The organism is Acetobacterium sp. K1/6, from assembly GCF_034438075.1.
Classification (GTDB): domain Bacteria; phylum Bacillota; class Clostridia; order Eubacteriales; family Eubacteriaceae; genus Acetobacterium; species Acetobacterium carbinolicum.
In genome coordinates this window covers 1-19,826 of the sequence record NZ_JAXQGA010000001.1, presented here as the reverse complement: position 1 = coordinate 19,826, position 19,826 = coordinate 1, and the positions used below count along the sequence as shown (strand labels likewise).

Annotated in this window: 17 protein-coding genes and 1 pseudogene; 12 read left to right on the top strand and 6 right to left on the bottom strand. The window is 38.8% G+C overall.

Annotation, left to right across the window (positions count from 1 at the left end):
- Positions 1–77: 77 nt before the first annotated feature.
- Both U2P91_RS00090 and U2P91_RS00085 read left to right on the top strand, forming a co-directional pair.
- Positions 78–212, top strand: a complete 135-nt coding sequence (locus U2P91_RS00090) for a hypothetical protein (RefSeq protein WP_322518654.1) — start codon at positions 78–80, stop codon at positions 210–212.
- 531 nt (positions 213–743) lie between these two features.
- A pseudogene (locus tag U2P91_RS00085) lies at positions 744–1,835 on the top strand (IS256 family transposase).
- A 128-nt stretch (positions 1,836–1,963) separates the two neighbouring features.
- On the opposite strand, the gene U2P91_RS00080 reads toward U2P91_RS00085, so the two are convergent.
- From U2P91_RS00080 to U2P91_RS00070, 3 genes are all read right to left on the bottom strand, one after another.
- Positions 1,964–2,353: a DDE-type integrase/transposase/recombinase gene (locus U2P91_RS00080; protein ID WP_322518653.1), complete on the bottom strand. Its 390-nt coding sequence runs from the start codon at positions 2,351–2,353 to the stop codon at positions 1,964–1,966.
- Positions 2,354–2,554: 201 nt separating this feature from the next.
- Positions 2,555–2,785 (bottom strand): hypothetical protein, encoded by a 231-nt coding sequence (locus tag U2P91_RS00075; protein ID WP_322518652.1) that lies wholly within the window; start codon positions 2,783–2,785, stop codon positions 2,555–2,557.
- Positions 2,786–2,881: 96 nt separating this feature from the next.
- On the bottom strand, positions 2,882–3,169 hold the full coding sequence (locus U2P91_RS00070) for a hypothetical protein (RefSeq protein ID WP_322518651.1): 288 nt from the start codon (positions 3,167–3,169) through the stop codon (positions 2,882–2,884).
- 104 nt (positions 3,170–3,273) lie between these two features.
- Between U2P91_RS00070 and U2P91_RS00065 the strand changes: the two genes are divergently transcribed.
- From U2P91_RS00065 to U2P91_RS00045, 5 genes are all read left to right on the top strand, one after another.
- Positions 3,274–5,028, top strand: coding sequence for a diguanylate cyclase (locus U2P91_RS00065; RefSeq protein WP_322518935.1), 1,755 nt, complete (start codon positions 3,274–3,276; stop codon positions 5,026–5,028).
- Between the two features lie 316 nt (positions 5,029–5,344).
- Positions 5,345–6,868 carry a DNA methylase gene (locus U2P91_RS00060; RefSeq protein ID WP_322518650.1) on the top strand — a complete coding sequence of 508 codons (1,524 nt, stop codon included), beginning with the start codon at positions 5,345–5,347 and terminating at the stop codon, positions 6,866–6,868.
- Positions 6,868–7,287, top strand: coding sequence for a hypothetical protein (locus tag U2P91_RS00055; RefSeq protein ID WP_204355470.1), 420 nt, complete (start codon positions 6,868–6,870; stop codon positions 7,285–7,287). Before U2P91_RS00060 ends, U2P91_RS00055 begins: the two co-directional genes overlap by 1 nt.
- Positions 7,288–7,986: 699 nt before the next feature.
- Entirely contained in the window at positions 7,987–8,790 is an 804-nt protein-coding gene (locus U2P91_RS00050; protein WP_111887161.1) for a MerR family DNA-binding transcriptional regulator, read from the top strand.
- A gap of 164 nt (positions 8,791–8,954) precedes the next feature.
- Complete coding sequence (locus tag U2P91_RS00045) at positions 8,955–10,703, top strand: IS1182 family transposase (RefSeq protein ID WP_111887160.1); 1,749 nt, start codon at positions 8,955–8,957, stop codon at positions 10,701–10,703.
- Between the two features lie 184 nt (positions 10,704–10,887).
- Here the strand turns inward: U2P91_RS00045 and U2P91_RS00040 are convergent, their stop codons facing one another.
- Positions 10,888–12,816 (bottom strand): FAD-dependent oxidoreductase, encoded by a 1,929-nt coding sequence (locus U2P91_RS00040; protein WP_111887159.1) that lies wholly within the window; start codon positions 12,814–12,816, stop codon positions 10,888–10,890.
- Between the two features lie 1,304 nt (positions 12,817–14,120).
- Positions 14,121–14,993, bottom strand: coding sequence for a DegV family protein (locus tag U2P91_RS00035; protein ID WP_111887156.1), 873 nt, complete (start codon positions 14,991–14,993; stop codon positions 14,121–14,123).
- A gap of 485 nt (positions 14,994–15,478) precedes the next feature.
- Here U2P91_RS00035 and U2P91_RS00030 point away from each other — a divergent pair, with 485 nt between their 5' ends.
- From U2P91_RS00030 to U2P91_RS00010, 5 genes are all read left to right on the top strand, one after another.
- On the top strand, positions 15,479–16,045 hold the full coding sequence (locus U2P91_RS00030) for a TetR/AcrR family transcriptional regulator (protein ID WP_111887155.1): 567 nt from the start codon (positions 15,479–15,481) through the stop codon (positions 16,043–16,045).
- Positions 16,046–16,316: 271 nt separating this feature from the next.
- On the top strand, positions 16,317–17,663 hold the full coding sequence (locus U2P91_RS00025) for a radical SAM protein (RefSeq protein WP_111887154.1): 1,347 nt from the start codon (positions 16,317–16,319) through the stop codon (positions 17,661–17,663).
- A gap of 175 nt (positions 17,664–17,838) precedes the next feature.
- The gene (locus tag U2P91_RS00020) at positions 17,839–18,441 is read left to right on the top strand and encodes a putative ABC transporter permease (RefSeq protein WP_111887153.1); all 603 of its coding nucleotides are present in this window, start codon (positions 17,839–17,841) and stop codon (positions 18,439–18,441) included.
- 193 nt (positions 18,442–18,634) lie between these two features.
- Positions 18,635–19,003, top strand: coding sequence for a phasin family protein (locus tag U2P91_RS00015; protein ID WP_111887152.1), 369 nt, complete (start codon positions 18,635–18,637; stop codon positions 19,001–19,003).
- Between the two features lie 76 nt (positions 19,004–19,079).
- Entirely contained in the window at positions 19,080–19,301 is a 222-nt protein-coding gene (locus U2P91_RS00010; protein WP_111887151.1) for a hypothetical protein, read from the top strand.
- Here U2P91_RS00010 and U2P91_RS00005 read toward each other — a convergent pair.
- Positions 19,298–19,495: a TetR/AcrR family transcriptional regulator gene (locus U2P91_RS00005; protein WP_162624414.1), complete on the bottom strand. Its 198-nt coding sequence runs from the start codon at positions 19,493–19,495 to the stop codon at positions 19,298–19,300. The two genes, U2P91_RS00010 and U2P91_RS00005, sit on opposite strands and share 4 nt — an antisense overlap.
- Positions 19,496–19,826 lie beyond the last annotated feature (331 nt).

Genomic DNA, 19,826 nt, shown 5'->3' with positions numbered 1-19,826 from the left:
GATTCCTAATCAGACAGAGAAAAGTCTGGCAGAAATCTCAGAACAGATCGAAAAAGTTAACACAATTGCTGGGAAAATTGCTAAAACACAAGAATGATTATCAGATGATTGTTAAAGAAGTACAAATATTTATTGACGAAAATGCCAGTATCGCCGAAAACCAGAAGCAATACAATCTTCTGGTAGAAAAAGTTTGTGCGCACAAAAAATAGAATGGTTGAGTTCGAAGATGAAATAAAGGATAAAGCAGTGAGACAGAAAGTACCATCAGCTTCAGTGATAAAGATTTTATTCATGTCCGGGAAATAGCCCAGCAAAACGGCAGTCCACTTCGTATTCCACCTGATCGATGGTGATGACGCTGTCTATGGAAACTCGCCGTTCGATCTCCAGAAGAAAATGCTTTTCGATTTCCGAATCGGAAAGTTGGCGAATGTGTTAGGGTTCCGAAAGGAAGTGATCCTGAGGTGACAGGCCTTTAAGCGATTAATGCGGGATCTGATTATAGCGCAGTACATAAGCCGCAGGTGGTCACGTAGCTCCAAAAGCGCAGTGAAATCGCGGGTATCCAGACTGGCCAGCCACTGATCTTTCATAGTACGAAACGAGAATGTGAAAGTTTTTCTGTAAATAACACAAAAGAAGTCTGCTGTGATAAACTAAAAATCAAATAGAGGCTTTTATTATGACAAAAAGGAAAAATCCTGTACATGAAGTCACAATGACGGAAGGAAAACGAAAACATCCTACGGCAGCTTCAGGAGGAATACGATATTGAATCCGCCAGTGATATTCAGGATGCACTAAAGGATCTGCTGGGGGCAGCACAACAAAGAGATGATGGAAGCGGAAATGGATGCCCATCTTGGCTATGAAAAATCTGAACGATCAGATAACGAAGATTCCCAAAATGGATATAAGGCAAAACAGATCAACAGCAGTTATGGAAGCATGAAAATCCGCGTTCCAGACGACCCGTCAGATTTCCGAAACGCTGATGGATATCTATGGTTTCGAGGCTTCAGAAGGGTTCATTTCCGATGTTACGGATAAATAAAATCATGCCGGAAATTGAAGCCTGGCAGAACCGGCCGTTATCAGCAGTTTATCCTGTAATTTATATTGATGCGATTCATTACTCAGTAAGGGATAACGGTATTATCCGAAAAATTGCAGCTTACGTTATTCTTGAGATCAATACTGACGGACACAAGGAAGTTCTGACGATTCGGATCGATGAAAACGAAAGCTCAAAATACTGGCTCAGTGTTTTTTATGAGCTGAAAAACCGTGGTGTAAAAGATATTCTGATCATATGTACGGACGGTCTTACCGGCATAAAGGAAGCCATTTCAGCGGCCTTTCCGAATACCGAATATCAGCGCTGTATTGTTTATCAAATCCGTAATACCCTCAAATATGTTTCTTACAAAGACCGAAAAAATTTCGCAGCGGATCTGAAATCCATTTATCAGGCAGCATCCGAGGACTGAGCGCTGGAAGCCCTCAACCAGGTTTTTTAAAAAAATGGTCTGACAGATACCCGAACAGCATGAACAGCTGGTCGCAGAACTGGGATGCTATTTCACCAATTTTCAAATTTTCAACCAATGTACGAAAAGTGATCTATACGACCAATGCCATTGAGAGCCTGAATGCCACGTATCGTAAACTGAACCGGCTGAGAAGTGTTTTTCTCCAGTGATAAGGCGCTTTTGAAAGCCCTTTATCTGGCAACTTTTGAGGCAACAAAAAAATGGTCGATGCCGATACAGAAATGGGGCAAAATTTATGGCGAACTCAGTATTGTGTATGAAGGTCGTCTTTCAGAATAGCTCTAAATAACAGGTGCGTTACCACCTGTTTCTTGACATGCTCATTTTTATTGGGTATAACATTCTTAAAATATTAGTAAATTTCTCTAAAAATTTTTACCCCATTTCATTTTAAATCATAGGAGATTTCAATTTACAGACTTTCCTTCATACACTCTGCGAAACCACCGTTCAATTTTTGCCTTTCGCGTCGGCGTGTATGGCTGGTCATAGTGAAGAACCGAACTGGTTCGGGCTGCCAGCAGCTCTATCTGCCTGTTTTTAAAAGCGCTGCCGTTATCAAAGTTGTAGATCTGCGGTCGACCATACCTGGCGACAGCTGATTTCATGACCGACATCAGGTTTACAAAATTATCATTGAAAAAGACATCAATCCCCACAATCAGACAGCTGGCGTCATCAATCAGGGCGATAATGAAAACCTTGTGCTTCTTTCCGTCCGGCGTTTTAAGATAGGAGCCGACACTGCTGTCCCTGCACCAGACTTCATTGATGTGCGGGCGTTCATAGCGCCGCATATCATGATTGGTGGTGGTCTTCTGCTCAAGCGCAAGATGTTTGATAAAACGGTTGACGGTCGACTCGGACAGTTCACCGCTTTGACGGTGCCGTTCTCACGAAGCTGGCGGAAAATGGCGGCAGCCGACATGCGCGGATAGCTTAGTTTCAGATACCAGATCTGGGTCTCAAGATCCTCATCCAGCTTGTGCGGCTTACCGCTATCCGATCGGGGAGGAAGGGATCAGGCCATCAAAGCCGTCTCTAAGATAATTGCGGTACCAGTACTTGATGGTTTGCGGAGCAAAGTGCCGGGTTGATCCGTTGGCCAGCAGAACCCCTTTAAGCGAAGCCTCACGAAAGAAAGCCTCGTTGGATGGATACTGATCGGAAAGGCCTGAAATGTAAGCGTAGCGCATCAGCGCGATTGCCTGGGCTGCATTCTGGTTCATAATAACCTCCTTGGTTTTTTCTCCATTTTATGGAAAAATGGCGGGAGGGTCATGTCAGCTTATGTGGGTTTGTGAAATAAAATATTCGGTGTCCGTTTATCTGCATGAACTGCCGGCTGAAGCCTGAAAAGCACTGGTTGATGAAGTGACGGGTTGACGGTCATCGAAAGTTTCAGCCCGATGGCAAGCACGATACTGGCGAATCGCATGACAGATATTGCTTTCAATAATTGCTGGATGACCGTTCATAATCGCAGCGAAGTCACCAGAAGATTCATAATAGGAAAGAATTTGGATCTGCTCGGAAAGACCAATCTGAGAATGATGGACAATCGCCGACAGCTGCAGGGCATGGGTTCTTTTGCAAACAGCACATTTCACCATTATTATGACAGTACCGCAGAAGTTTATAGAAACGCAAAAGGGGTATCATTAATTAAATTACTGAAAAATCAAATAGTTGTGAAGGAGGAAGAATTTTGAAGCAGATGTCATTTATGATTGAGTCACAAACAGAATTAAAATCAATAAGAGATGAACTCAATGGGAATGAAGCTTTTTTAAAAGCTCAAAGTGTTTTGCTCCACATCTTTAGTCCGTATGCTGAAAATGAATTGTTGGAAAATTGGATTATGAAAATTAATTATTTCTTTGGAGATATAAAGATTGTAGGTACTACAGCGGGAGGTATGATTTCTAATAATGAAATATCATTTGAAGCAATTGAATTGGTATTCTTCATATTTGAAAAATCAGATTTTGAAATTAAGACATATGATTTAAATGTCCTCTCGGTAGAAGAAGTAAGAAACGATTTGATAGATTTATTTTCAAATATTGATCATATTGCTGGTGTTGAGTTTTTAACGACCCTTAAAACAAATAAATACATTTCACTTTTGGATTTGATTTCAGAAAATATTAATTTCCCATTGTTTGGTGCTGGTGCATGGTGTGTTGTTTATGATGAAAATACTTTACCTAAAATATTTAATGATGATATATATGATGATTCAATTGTGATCATTGTTTATTATGGGGAAGAATTGCATATTAAATCTGATTATTGCCTTGGCTGGGTTCCGTTAGGAAAAGAAATGACAGTAACAAGTATGGATGGTGATTATTGTATCAATGAAATTGATGGGAAACCAGCTGTTTCAATATATGAAAAATATTTAAAAGTCAAGCCTGACAGTCATTTTTTTGAGCATATCAGCATCTTCCCAATGGCTATAATAAGAGAAGGAAGATTAATTGCTAGAACCCCTATTAATTATGATAAGCAGGGTCGCCTATTCTTTAATGCAGACGTACATATAGATGATCGTATACGTCTGTCATATGGGAACTTTTCATATATTCTTAAGGATTCAAGAGAGATGAGTGAAAAATTCTCAGAATTTAATGCACAATCCATTTTGCTTTTTTCATGTAGAAATCGCTTGAATTTTTTTGGTGAGAAAGCAATGCGCGAGGTGGAGATATATAATGAAAATTCGCTTGTTGTATCAGGATATTATTCTGCGTCAGAAATCATATCAAAAGACAATAAAATCAATGTGCTAAATTCTTCATTGGTGGCAGTCGCTATGCGTGAAGGTGATATAAATCTAACATATAACTGTGATCAGGAGAAAATTGTATCAAATCAAAGTAGAGAACAAATACCCTATTTAGATCGATTGTTGAACTTTCTTGAAGTTACAACCCAAGAATTGGAGGAGAGTAATAGAAAACTGGAGAAGTTGGCGACTTCAGATGGTTTAACAGGGCTATATAATAGACGCGGGTTGGAACAGATATTCACATATGAAATGAACAAAAGAACAGATACTCAAAATTTAGCAGTAATTATGTGTGATGTGGATTTTTTTAAGCAAGTTAATGATAACTATGGTCATGATATAGGCGATAGGGTATTAAAAGGCATTGGACATGCTATCGGAAAATGTATAAGGAAACAAGATTCAGCCGGACGCTGGGGTGGAGAAGAATTCATGGTTATATTACCGAATACTAAGCTAAAGAGCGCAAAATCTGTTGCGCAACGAATACGTAAAACAATTGCAGAACTAAATTTTGAAATTGTCGGATCGGTAACAGTTAGTGCTGGGGTCGCTATAAGCGATGATGAAACTTTGATGGAGAATGTTTATCATAAAGCAGATACAGCTTTATATATAGCCAAGAAAAATGGAAGAAACAGAGTTGAGGTTTTCAGAGATGATACTGATTTATAATAATTTTACAGTATTATTGAAGAAAATGAAATAAATTCAGCATATGTAATACTTTTCAGCGAAATAATACAATTTAGCGTAATAGCCAATTACGCTAAATTGTATTATTTTTTGCGTCCTTAGACAATATGAAATAAAAGCAACATGCTTAACAGCTGATTAGCAATAATCAGCTGTTTTTTTGTAGGATAAGGTGTTGAATTAATATTTTCATATGGGATGGCATTAAGAAAATGCCCCCTCTTATCAGTGTAAGTTAGAATCAGAATGTGATATAATATATAACCTAAAATAAGTGAAAAAAGGGGCTGTGAGTGTGAAAAACAGAACATATATTGCCTTAGATCTGAAAAGTTTTTACGCTTCAGTGGAGTGTATCGAACGTCAGCTTGATCCACTGACCACAAACTTGGTGGTGGCCGACGCTGCGCGAACAGAAAAAACCATTTGCCTTGCGGTATCGCCGCCCCTGAAAACCCACGGTATTTCCGGTAGAGCAAGGCTGTTCGAGGTAGTGCAGAAGGTGAAAGAAGCCAATGCCCAGCGACAGCGATATGCACCAAATCGCATTTTTACCGGTTCCTCTTATGATGATTCAGAACTTAAATCATCGCCGGAACTTGAACTTGATTATATAATTGCCCCGCCTCGCATGGAGCTGTATGTTGATTATAGCACACGTATTTACAATGTATATCTCAAATATATCGCTCCTGAAGATATTCATGTGTATTCCATCGATGAGGTTTTCATGGATGTGACAAATTATCTGAATACCTACAAGCTGACTGCTCGTGAACTGACCATGAAAATCATTCGGGATGTACTGAAAACCACGGGCATCACAGCTGCAGCGGGCATCGGTACAAATTTGTATCTCGCCAAGATTGCTATGGACATCGGAGCCAAGCATGTCAAACCAGATAAAAACGGTGTACGTATTTCAGAGCTTACCGAGATGAGCTATCGTCAATCCCTATGGGGCCATCGACCGCTTACCGATTTCTGGCGAGTAGGCAAGGCCACCGCCAAAAAGCTTGAGGCTCACGGCCTTTTAACTATGGGCGATGTGGCCAGGTGTTCCCTCGGGGAAATGGGGGATTTCTATAATGAAGCCCTGCTCTACAAGCTGTTTGGCGTAAATGCGGAGCTACTCATCGATCATGCCTGGGGCTGGGAACCATGCACGATTGCAGATGTTAAAGCCTATAAGCCAACCACTAACAGCATTAGCTCCGGCCAGGTCTTACAGTACCCTTATCCCGTCGATAAAGCCAGGCTCATCGTACGGGAGATGGCCGATCTTCTGGCCTTGAATTTAGTCGACAAGCAAATGGTAACGGATCAGTTGGTGTTAACAGTCGGTTATGACATCCAAAATTTGCAGGACCCAGAGCTCAGGCAATCTTATAAGGGTGAAGTCACCTCAGACCACTATGGCCGGCAGTTGCCTAAACATGCCCACGGCACCGAGAATCTTGGCAGGTACACGGCCTCGTCCAAGTACATAATTGATGCGGTTACAATGCTCTTCGACCGCATTATAGATAAGCGACTGCTGGTGCGCCGAGTGAATATAACCGCAAACCATGTCATCCCCGAAGCATCAGCGCCCAAAGCTGCTTCATATGAACAACTCGACCTTTTTACCGATTATGCTGCCTTGGAAAAGCAGCAGGCAGCGGAAGAAGCAGAGCTTGAAAGAGAGAAAGAGATGCAAAAATCCATCCTGGACATTAAGAAAAAATTTGGCAAGAACGCAATCCTCAAGGGTATGAATCTGGAAGAAGGGGCCACCACCAGGGATCGAAATGATCAGATCGGAGGACATAAAGCATAATGAGTTCATATGATGACATTATCCACCTGCCTCATCACGTTTCGCTTACCCGCACCCCGATGCCAATTACCGATCGAGCGGCGCAGTTTTCGCCCTTTGCAGCACTTACCAAATATGGGGATGCTATCATGGAAACAGCTCGGCTCACACGGGAGCGCAAGGAGCTTACTGAGGATGCCAAGAAAGAGATTGAATTGCGGTTGAATCTGCTGATCGAACAGATTGCCAGCCGGCCCCAAGTCTCCATCACCTACTTTCAGCCGGACGAGATGAAAGACGGTGGCAGCTATATCACCGTCGCTGGTATAGTCATAAAGATTGATGTTTATGATCATATAGTTGTGATGCTGGACAAAACCAAAATTCCTACAGAGAATATTTTTGAAATAAATGGGGAATTGTTTGCGGGGCTGGACTGAGTTATATGCGTTGCAGCTCTGGCTGATTCAAGTAACTTATAGAAATGAATCACGACCACACAGATTGAGACTTTAGTCAAACCCGATTACAAATCATTAATACCGCTAAAGGAAAAATAACCCCTGCAAAATTAATTTGTAAAGATATCATATGTGGAATCTGCGGCAGTACCTTTGTGCAGTTGACTGATAATGAAAGCAAAAAATATTTGCGATGAAAAACCTTTCAAGGGAAAAAAGAAACGCTGATTGAAGGGACGATGTATACTCCACCTCTGAGAAAGGTATGGGCCGATCGTTCCCAAAATATCCGCTGGCTAAGTGATCGGGCTCCTAGAGAAATATAATGTACTTATATCAAAGTTACGGCTAATTTTATCGAAACACTATTTATATACTTCTGGTACTTGCTGATAGACTATCCAGAAGAAACAAAACCGGAGCTGGTCAGATAAACTTTGGAACACATCTGTGTTGATGAAAATGGTGAAGCAGATGTGATTTTTTTATGTGGGGTGGGGGGTGAAAAAATAAACCTGAAAATGTTCAATCGCAGATGTCAGCAAAAAAATTGACATGACTTGAAATCGAATATCTGTAACGTTAGAATAAAGTAAAAAATTAGAAGAAATCTATTGACGGATAACACAGATACAACATTTTTATAAGATTAGGGATATTTGAACAAAGGAGATATGAATGGAATATAAAATTGGTGATGTTTCAAAATTTTTAAATATATCTGATCAGATGATTCGATATTATGAAAAACATGGTGTCATAAAGCCAAAACGTAAGGGTGACGGGAAATATCGCTATTATGATGCGATGGATATTTTTTGGCTTTATGAAGCAATGAAATATAAGGAATGGGATATCAATATTGCCGACGTAAAAGATATTATTTCTGATGGTTACTTTGATAAGTTAGGTGTTAAATTAAGGGATTTTTCTAAACAACTGAAGGATCAGATTAAAAATGAGGAGCTTCTTCTTGGAAGAATTATAGAAATCGAAAAGAGGCTGGCAGTCGGTCAATATAATATCGAAAATTTCTGGGTTGAACAAGTCCCCAGTATGTATAGATTTAATTCCAATATTGGCAGTACTGGCGATAACTATACATTTGAAGAGAAAGATTTTCCAATGAAATCATATATTTTCACGAAAGACTATATTTCTTTTTTCGATGTTTTAGTAGAGTTTAATGACAACGATGAAAATTGGAGTTATGCAATTGATAAATACACTTTAGATCAATTAGAAATTGAAATCGCTGAGAAAACTGAATTATTGCCCGACCAATTATGTGTTTGTACAATAATTGATATGGGAGAATTTGGAGATTTCAACTCTGACTGCCTAAATAATCTAATGAATTATCTCAAGGAAAGAGATCATCAACTGGTTTCAAAAATATTTGGCATTATTGTGGGCAGAGGAAGCGTGGCGGGAAAGTTAAATAGAATCATGAAAATATACGCACCAATTAAAACTTTGTAATGATTATAAGGTGATAAGGCAGGGGCTGTCGGGAAATGGCCTCAGCTAAAAAGGGAGTTTGATGGACAACATCAGACTCCCTTTTGATTTTTTGGCAAAGAAAAAAGACGGTTAAAAAAACCATCTTCCCTCCGTTACATATACAGAATATAATGTAACTACACATGAATACTTATTATACAGAATTTTTCGAAAAAGGACAACAAAAAATAAATTTCAATCTGTATCAGATCGGTTTGCCATCCGACGATCCCGTCTTTACCCTGAAAAAAGTTATGGAGGACTTGAACTATGCCAGCCTGCTGGAAAAATATTCACATCAGGGAAGAAAAGGATACAATCCGATTATGCTGTTCGCAGTGCTGGTTTATGCCAACATGCGGGGTGTTAAGGCAATTGACCGGATCGTAGAATTATGTCGACGCGATATTGCCTTCATCTGGCTGACGGGTGGTCTTAAACCAGGACGGGATGTATTTTATGAGTTCATAAAATACCGTCTGACTGGTGAGATCCTTTCCGGGCTGCATTGTCAGTTCATGCGTCGACTGCAGAAAGAAGGATTGGTGTCCCTGAAAGCCCTTTTTATTGACGGCACAAAGATTGAAGCGAATGCCAACCGTTATACCTTTGTCTGGCGGGGAAGCATCAACTATCATCTGGCCAATCTTCTGGATCAGATCAAAACACTGTATGCGTCCTATAATGCATTGCTCAAATCCGGCGGATATGGCGACAAATATGGTTTTTGCAAAGAAGAGATGCTGGTGATCGAAGGCATTGAGCGGGTAAAAACTGTCATTGAAAAAAACCGTAACCGTAAACTTCACGGGGAAAAGAAAGTTCCGAACAAGGCCATCATCACCATTGAAAACTGCTCACCCCTTGAACTGCTGAAGCTACAGACAAATCTGACCACGATCGCAAAAGGTGAAGACATTTTGTTTACCGTTTTGAAGGGACAACGGAAATCCGAGCTTCAGAAACTTTACGAAGCCATTGAAAGCTGCGGCGAACGCCTGATGAAATACAAAAACCATTTTGAAATCATGGGCGCTGATCGCAACAGCTATTCAAAAACAGATTTCGAGGCAACCTTCATGCGAATGAAAGACGACCATATGCGAAACGGACAGCTCAAACCGGCTTATAATGTCCAGATCGCCGTGGAGAATTACTTTATTATCCACAGCTATATAAGCAATGATCGTACTGATTATGATACCATGATTCCGGTTCTTGACAGACACCGGAAGGCTTTCGGATGCTATCCGGAAGAAGTGACGGCAGACAGTGGCTACAGCAGCGAAAAAAATCTTGATTTTCTGAAAGAAAATCATATCAGCAGTTACATCAAGCTGCAGGCTCATGAAAAAATGAAAACAAAAGCCTGGAATAACGATATCGGGAAGCATTACAATATGTCCGTGATAATGCATGGTGGTCTCCGCTGTTACCGCTGTCACGATGGACGGCTCTTGTCCCATATCCGGACAGAAACCGGAATAACAAAAGGGTATGAACGAAAATTTGAGGTCTACGCCTGTGACGACTGCAGCGGATGCCATTTTAAAGCGGAGTGCTTCTATCGCTACGACCCGATAAAGGATACGGATAAAAATAAAGTGATGAAGGTTAATCAGAAATGGGAGGACCTCAAGGCCCAATCGGATGAAAATATTCGTTCTGAAAAAGGCATCATTAATCGACAGATCCGTTCCATTCAGACCGAAGGTCATTTTGGTGATATCAAGGAAAATAATAACTTCAGGCGCTTCAACTACCGCTCCCGTGAAAAAGTTGAAAAGGAATTTCAGCTGTACGTTTTTGGACGTAATCTTAATAAATATCATCGTTTTATCCATCGGGAGATTGAGAAATTCGTTGGTAAAAAGAAACAGAACGCCGCCTAGAAAAAAGTTTAACTCAAAAAGTCAGACTTTCTTTTTGTGCTGCCTCAAAATAAAAACAATTCTGCAAAAAACAATAACCCGCATGATTCCGGATAAGCCTATCCCATTTTATCATGCGGGTTTCGTTAAATTTTTTAATCAGGGGCTAAAATCGTCATTTCCCGACAGCCCCCTGCCTCATTTCCTAAAGCTTTAAAGCAGCTTCGTAACCTTCTCTTGTTGCAGTCAGGGCGTTGCCTGCTTTGATAGCACTGCCCACGACATACACTTCATGACAGAGTGATTTAGCAATATCTCCCAGTGGGTTGTAGGCTTTATAGCCAAAAGCTGAGATAACAGATGCTGCTGGTAAAGTAATTTCGTCACCATTACTATTTTTGTAAGATACACTATCATTGGCAATTGCTGAGACTGTTGCCTTTGTAAGAATCTTAATTTGCTGCTGTGTGATTCTTTGTAAGAGCGGATACATGTTCGGCTCAACCATGTCACTTAAAATCTGCGCTTGCATTTCCAGTATTGTGACATCGTGATTGGTTTGAGCAATAAATTCAGCCGTTTCACCGCCGACCTCACCGCCGCCGCAAACAATCACTGGACCTGCCGGTAATTGGATATTGCCATATAAAACGTCTTCTGCAGTGTATACGTTTAGGCCATCAATGCCAGGAATTGGCGGTGCTAAAGGAACAGAGCCGGTAGCAACAATTATTGTATCAGCTTTTACGTCAGTAATAAGTGCCTGGTCAACTTCGATGCCCATTTTAAAAGCAACGCCTAAATTAATACATTCTTCCCGGTATGCGGAAATGACGGTTGATAAAATTCCCTTACCCATTGGATAAGCGGCTGATCTGAAAGCGCCACCAAAATGTGTGTCCTTATCATAGACTGTAACTGTATGTCCTTTCTGAGCTGCGGTTCTGGCGGCCATTAAACCGGCGGGACCAGCGCCAATGATCATCACATTTTTGGGTTTTGAAACAGGGTTTAGATCATTCTTGTATTCCTGTGAAACATGCGGATTAACCAGACAAGTAAATCCTAGTGGGGATAAAATACCATACTCACAGCCCTGTAAACAACCGATACAGTAATTTATTTCTTTTGTTTTTCCGTTCTGAGCTTTTTCAGGTAAGTGTGGATCGGCAATGGAACCTCTCCCCATATCAATAAAATCAGTTTTTTCCATTTTAATTAAGGTATCGGCCATCATTGGGTCATTGATTTTATTGACCAGCATAACAGGACAGGAGACCAGGTTCTTTATTTCTTCGCAGGTATCTCGGTTGAAGGCGAAATCTGCAAACATTGAAGAAATGACATGATGGTTTGGATCTGCTGCATAAGCGCCATTTGATACATTGATGGCATCTACACCCAATTTGTCAAGATGTCTTGCCAAAACAAGTGATTCTGCTTCCGTTCGACCACCGATGACATATTCATTGACGGATATTCGGACAATTACCGGAAATTCTGGGCCGACAGCTTTTCGGATACTGTAATAAATCTCGTCTAAAAGTCGCACCCGATTTTCAAAACATCCACCATATTCATCTGTTCTTTTATTGACAAAGTGTGATAAAAACTGGGCAATAAAATAACCATGAGCAGCATGAATTTCCACCCCGTCAAAACCAGCTTTCTTGGCTCTCAATGCTGCGCTACCAAAGGCCTCAACAATTTCATTGATTTCCTCAATACTTGCTTCCTTCGGGTCTGACATGGCTAAAGGATCTTTAATCGCGGATGGTGCTAAAACAGGGCCTGGAACATTGGGCATTTTTTGTTTGCCGGCGTAATAGATCTGGCAAAAAATTTTTGTTCCGTACTGGTGAACCGCATCGGTTAATTCGACGTTTCTGGCAATTTGGCTATCATCCCAAAAACCAGGAATCTGATCATAGCCTCTTGCTTCTGGGGTAACACCATAGTCTTCAGTAATAATTAATCCCCAGCCACCTTTGGCTTTTTCTTCATGGTATTTAATATACCGGTCACTGATGATGCCATCATAACCACAGGTTTGGGTAACCATAGCGGGTACAACCAGACGATTTTTAATCTCGCAATTGCCAATTTTCTTTGGACTGAATAAGTTTTCGTACATATCAATATCTCCATTTCTTTTGGTTTGATATTATTATCAAGTATGTAACGATTACAGAGTCAAGTGAATTGTTAAGAAAAAGTCAATATAATGATCAGTGACATGATCCTGGATATTCAATTGCATTCAAGGTACAGTTTCGCAGTATCTGTGCGAGGGTAACTTTATTTTGTGAAAAATAAGAGCACCAAAAGAATTATTCCAACGATTCATGAAACTAGTACTATTAGTGACATTTCTGATTATCTGGTCAATCACTCATTAAAGATACTGGAATAGATTTCACTATTGAGGCTAGGATGGATTAACAGTAATGGATCCTTTAGGGATCTGATGGAGACAGTGGTAGTGTCAATAATTTTTCGCGAAAATGGAAACAGCCATTAGGTAAATAAAAATCACCCAACAATTGAATCATTTTCCTGAAGCATAAGCCCGAAATCGCTCTTGTTGCCAAACCCCGAACCTGTCACAATCGCGCCCGAAAAGACTATCTGTCCATCGAAAAGCAGCGCAGAAAGCGCAGTAAAACAGTCCGCAAAGCAATTCGAAAATAGCTTCGGTATGTTAAGCGGGATCTGGAATACGTCGAGACTTATCTGAAAGACACTGCCAGAGCGGAACTTCGGACAAAATGCCAGCACAGCGAACTTGATACCATCTGAAAGCTTTATGAACAACAGAACACCATGTATGAGACGAAAACGCATTCTTTCCCAAACCGGATTGTGAGCATCTCACAGTCCCACATCCGGCCAATTGTCAGAGAAAAAGCCTTGAGTTCGGGTGCAAGGTAATGACAAGCGCTGTGGGTGGCTACACCTTCATTGAGAAGCTTGACTTTGAAAGTTTTAATGAAGGGACTTTATTGTAGGAAGCGCTTCTACAATACCTGATGCGCTTTGGCTGCTATCTGGAGGAGGTGCTGGCAGATTCAATCTTTCGTAACCGTGAGAACCTTGCCTGGCTGGAGCTTTGAGGCATCCGCATCAGTGGCCCGAGGCTGGGTCGCAAACCGAAAGTGGTATCGGCTGAAGTTAAACAGGTGGAACGTGCCGATAATGGCGAGCGCAACGCAATCGAATCGAATACAGGCGTTATCTCGGATCTGCTGCATAAAAAGACCGCCAACCATAAATCCATATGATTGGCGGCATCATTTTTATTTTTTATTCTGTCTACTTGACAGGGAGCGGTTCAAGTTCTGATCGGGTTTTATATTTATAATGAATTAATTTTGATACCTCGAAATACCAAAAAATTGGCTTTTTATTAATGTTTCATATCATAAATAATGCAATGAATTATGCATCGCGAGGTTGCCCGATAAAAGCTGCACTTAGAGTACCAGGTCCTGAATGAGCTCCGATTACCGGTCCAATGAAATTCACGATTACATCTTTAACATTATTTTGCTCGTTTATGATTGATTTCAAAAGGTAGGCATCTTCTGCACAGTCACCATGGTTGATAAAGACGACCTGGTTGTGGGGTTCAATAATGCGTTCTTTGATTTCGGCGGCCAATGTTTTGATGGCTTTTTTTCTCCGTCTAACTTTTTTCACGGCAACTAATTTGCCATTTTTATTCACCATTAAGATCGGCTTTACGTCGATGAGCGATCCCAGAGCAGCACTCGTTGGGGATATTCTACCACCTCTTTTTAAATGATCCAAACTATCAACTGTAAACCAGATATTCACGTTTAATTTGTTTTTTTCGATCCAATGAACAATGTCTTGTTTGGTCCAGCCTTGTTTTAGCATATTGCAAGCAGTATGGACAAGTAAACCTTGACCAGAAGTGGCTCCTTTTGTATCGATAACAGTAATATCTGCGGATTTATGCCTCTCTAGGATGGCTTTTTTAGCAAGAAGCGCACTATTATAAGTATCACTTAAACCAGATGAGAAACCAATATAAATAATGGCATATCCGAGGGCGACATATTTTGAAAAGACTTTTTCAAAACGATAGGGATTGATTTGAGTTGATGTAGCCCGATCCCCTAAACGAAGGGAATGGTAAAAATTTTGATGGGTTATGGACTGACCAAAAATATCTTCATAGTCTTTATCGTTAAGTTGAAAACGAAAGGGTATGGAAATAATATTATTATATTCAAGATATTCTTGGCTAAGGTCGCAGTTAGAATCAGTAATAATGATCGGTTTCATAAACAATTTTCTCCATAATTCATTAGTTTGTTTGATTTTTAAAGAATAGATAAAAACGGACGACTGTACTAATAATTTGGCAAAAAAAAACAAAATTAACAATCATGAGGAATAGTCTTGTCATTAAATATAATTTAATTTAGTCGCTTGAAGTACTCCAATCAGTTAAAGCTGAATAATCATTGCGATGACTCTGCTTTTCTAAATGTAAATGTACAATGGAATCGATTTAATAATTGTTTAATGTTCTTTGTTCTCGCAGCTCCAATATTTTGGATGTGAAAAAAAATAATACAGACGTCCGAATTACGTTAAATTATAGGAGTAAAAGAATTTATTGTCAACAGATAACAATAAAGTATTAAATAAATAAAGATTCTCCTCAAATGCAAAGAATGACTTGACAAAGGTTGACAAAATAATATAATAGTATTTGTCGGACGCTTGTACGAAGTATGGATGGGAGCAACGTTATGAGGAATGAAATGAAAAGAACAAATCAATCAGAGCGAATCTTACAAACTGCATTTGAGTGTATTTCGTCAAAAGGCTATGCATCCGTTTCAATGCGTGATATTGCAGATGAGGCAGGGGTTGCGCTGAGCCAACTGACCTATCATTATAAAAATAAAGATGGGTTGCTGACAGAAGTAATAAAAATGATGATTCAGGAATACCTGCTTGAAGTAGAAGAGCATTTAAAAAAAGGATCGACACCAAAAGAAAAATTATCTGAACTGATTGCATATTTCCAGGGAATGTTAGAGGAAAATCCCAAATTGTTTAAAATGTTTTTTGATTTTACGAGTATGTCACTGTGGTCAGCTCAATTTAGCCAGTTGCTTCAAAATCTTTTTGATAATTTGGTAAATCTGATTGAAAAATATATTCTAAATGACATACCATTAAAAAGCAATCTGCGCAAATATTCACCGAAATCTATTGCAAGAATGCTACTGGGAGCTATGTTTGGAACGGCAATACAGGTTATTTTAGATCCTCAGGAAAAAGAACTTCCAGAAGCTTTAAATGCAATTGAATTATTATTTTAGCGTTTGATAGCGTGAACGAGTGGTGATATTCTTTTCCAGATCTTTCAGCTTAAAGTAGTGAAACGAGGGGGACGAGGTGAAAACTGAAATGGTTCCCCCAAAATAGCCAATCAAATTTGCTGAGAACTGAAGCATCAAAAAATAGATTGTATACAAAAAAATCATTTTGTTTAGCAGGTAAATTTTTTTTACAATCGAATTAATACGGACGTACGAATTATAAAGTACATCAACAAGAAAATTAAAATATTTTGAAATGGAGTGATAAACGATGAATAAAAAGACAGTTGTTGAAAATGCGAAAGTATATGGATTAAAAAAGGTAATTACCTATCTTGATTCTGATCCTGATAGGAATATTCCCAAGATTATAAACTGGGCTGAAAAATATGATAAAAATGGCATGTTGGATAATCAGATAAAAAAAACGCGCGAGGTGTTGTCAGATAAAAATAGCAATTGGTATCAGCTGACAAAAAGTCTTTGGAACGATATCGATGACGGTGTACGTAAAAAATTATTTGAGAATTTTATTGTTAATGCTTCAATTATTGCAGGTCAAAGGCAGGAAAAATCTCGGATAGAAAATAATTGCAACGTGCCTTGGGCAATTTTAATGGATCCTACTTCGGCATGTAACCTTAAATGTACAGGTTGCTGGGCTGCAGACTATGGCAATAAAATGAATATGAGTTATGAAACACTCGATAATATAATTGAACAGGGTAAAGCTTTAGGGACATATATGTACTTATATTCCGGCGGTGAACCTTTGGTTCGCAAAGATGATCTGCTAAAACTTTGTAAAAAACACAATGATTGTGTATTTTTGGCCTTTACCAATGCAACCTTAATTGATGAATCCTTTGCTGAGGAACTTCTAAGAGTAAAGAATTTTGTTCCTGCAATTAGTGTCGAGGGATTTGAAGAAGAAACAGATTTTCGTCGTGGTAAGGGCACCTATGCTGCTGTAACGGAAGCAATGGAACTGCTGAAACGAAAAAAACTGCCATTTGGTATTTCATGTTGTTATACCAATAAGAATACAGAAATTATTGGCAGTGAAATTTATTTTGACGATATGATTGACAAGGGGGCAAAATTCGCATGGTTTTTTACCTATATGCCGGTTGGTGTAGATGCAGCGCCAGAGTTAATGGCAACAGCTGAACAACGTGAATTTATGTATCATCAAATACGCAAATTTAGGGATAGTAAGCCCATTTTCACATTAGATTTCTGGAACGATGGTGAATATGTAAATGGATGTATAGCAGGCGGAAGAAATTATTTACACATCAATGCAAACGGAGATATTGAACCCTGTGCATTTATTCATTATTCAGATTCCAATATCCACGAGCATTCTTTAATTGAGGCATTTAAAAATCCTTTATTTATGCAGTACAAAGAAAACCAACCGTTTAATACTAACCATTTGAGACCGTGTCCGTTATTGGATAATCCCGAAAAACTTGAAAAAATGCTGCTTGTTTCAGGTGCGAAATCAACTGAAATGCTGCACCCGGAAAATGTTCATCACTTATGTGGTAAATGTAAAACCGCTTCAGAAAAGTGGGCAGCTAAAGCAGAAAAACTCTGGAAGGTTTCAATATAGATAAAAATAAGACCCATAGTCAAATTGCGGGCGGGTTAAATTTGACATTATCGAACTCTAAAACTTAATAGAGAGAAGGGCAAAGCAAAGATGAATTCAGTAATGATTTGCTTAATAATCGTCATACTTATGTTATTGCGACTGGAATCAAAATAAATAAGCAAGGTGAAAATAAATGGAGTTTATTGATTTAATATTATACTTTGTAGTGTATTCTTTTATGGGATGGCTGATGGAAACCGCTTTTGCTGGCGTTATTGAGAGAGAATTTGTAAATAGAGGTTTTTTGATTGGTCCATTTTGTCCGATTTATGGATTTGGGGCAGTGCTGATTATCCTTTGTTCTGCATGGTTAAGGGGGTTTTTTGAAAATAATCTAACATTTTTGATTATCAGTATCATCATGGCAATTGTTCTGACGACGTTACTGGAAATGATTGTAGGAGCAATGCTGGAGAAATTAATGAACCGTAAATGGTGGGATTATGGCGATAAGTTGTTAAATTTTCATGGTTATATTTGCTTGCAATATTCATTGCTCTGGGGAGTGTTAGCGTTTCTGACGATTGAGGTAATTCATCCATCAATTTTAATATTAGCTCTAGCTATACCACTAAAGATGAAGATATTGGCAACAATTATTGTTCTCTTATATTTTTTCATCGATACAACAAAATCAGTCATGAGTTTGGTCGACTTGAAAAAGGCTGTTTTAAAGAACTCAAGCATTTGGGATAATAAATATTTTGAAAAGGTTGCGAACTATTTAAATTTGTAGTGAACTAAGGGGAACTGTTTACTATCTATTGCACCTATTGCACAAATTTCAAGAAATTATATGTAAATTGGAGATGTAAAAATTTTAAAAATGACGATAAAATGGGGGTTTATATAAAAATTTCAAAGATCTCAATGAATTAAGATGTACCAATGATGCAGAAGCATTTTGGAATAAAGAAAGGAGAATCAAGATGAAGTCAGATTTAAGTAATGCTTTCAAAAACATTTTTTTAGGAGGTGTTGGTGCGCTTGCCATAACCGCTGAAAAATCAAAAGAATTAGTTGATCAATTGGTAGAAAAGGGGGAAATAACCATAGAGCAGGGAAAAGTATTAAATGAAGAGCTGAAAAGAGAGTTAAGAGAAAAGGTAAACGATGCAGCTTCGGTAATAAAGACAAAAAAATCTGCGGAAACAATTTCAGGATACATTGATCAGATGAGCCCTGAAGAAATTCAATTATTAAGAGATGAACTTGATGCATTAAAAGAACAGAACGTAGAACAAATATTTGAGACACCGTTAGAAGGCGAGGGGTGTGAAGATAAAAGTCCAAACTGATAGGGGAAGAAAGAGTCAGATTGAGATAAGTCTAACAGAATTGCTATAAATTGATTGTCTTGGGATGGAGATAACAATGGAATCTGAAAATGAGAAGCAAAGCTATCGAGTTTTGCAGATTGCAAAGATTTTAAAAAGAAACGATTTTTTGCATGATATGGCACCGCAAAAGCTTCGCATTATATTAGAGGAATTAGGTCCTACTTATATAAAATTAGGACAAATAATGTCGATGCGACCAGATTTAATTCCAAATGATTACTGCGAGGAATTAATTTATTTGCGTTCAGAAGTTTAATCGATATATATGACTTCAAGAAGTTCAACCTTATTCTCATAATGAAAATAAAACGTTGATCGATTGATTAGTGCTTTTTGGCATATTTGACTTACTGTAATATCTTCGAATCGTTTAGTACTTAGCAATTCTAAAAAAGCACTTTTGATTAATTGTTTATTTTTTAATACGCGCAAGTCAGTTTGTTTTTTCATACTAAAATTCTCCCTGCTATGGATGCTTTTTAATGAGATATCCAACATTTTGAATAAAGTTGTTGAATATCCATCAAAATGAAATGTGTTTATTGTAAAATAAAAATGTAGAAAGTTGCAAAGCAAAAATCCATAGTATTGCAAGTTGGAAAATGCACAATATTGCAAAAATCCATTGCGGGCAAAACTCAAGTCAATTATCCTTGTATCTGACCAAAGAACAAGGAGGAAATGGAGAATGCTCACAATGGATCAGATACATGATATCAGAAATCGTTTTTATGAGAAAGGGGAAAATATTTCCCAGATTGCGGAAGCGTTGCACCTGGAT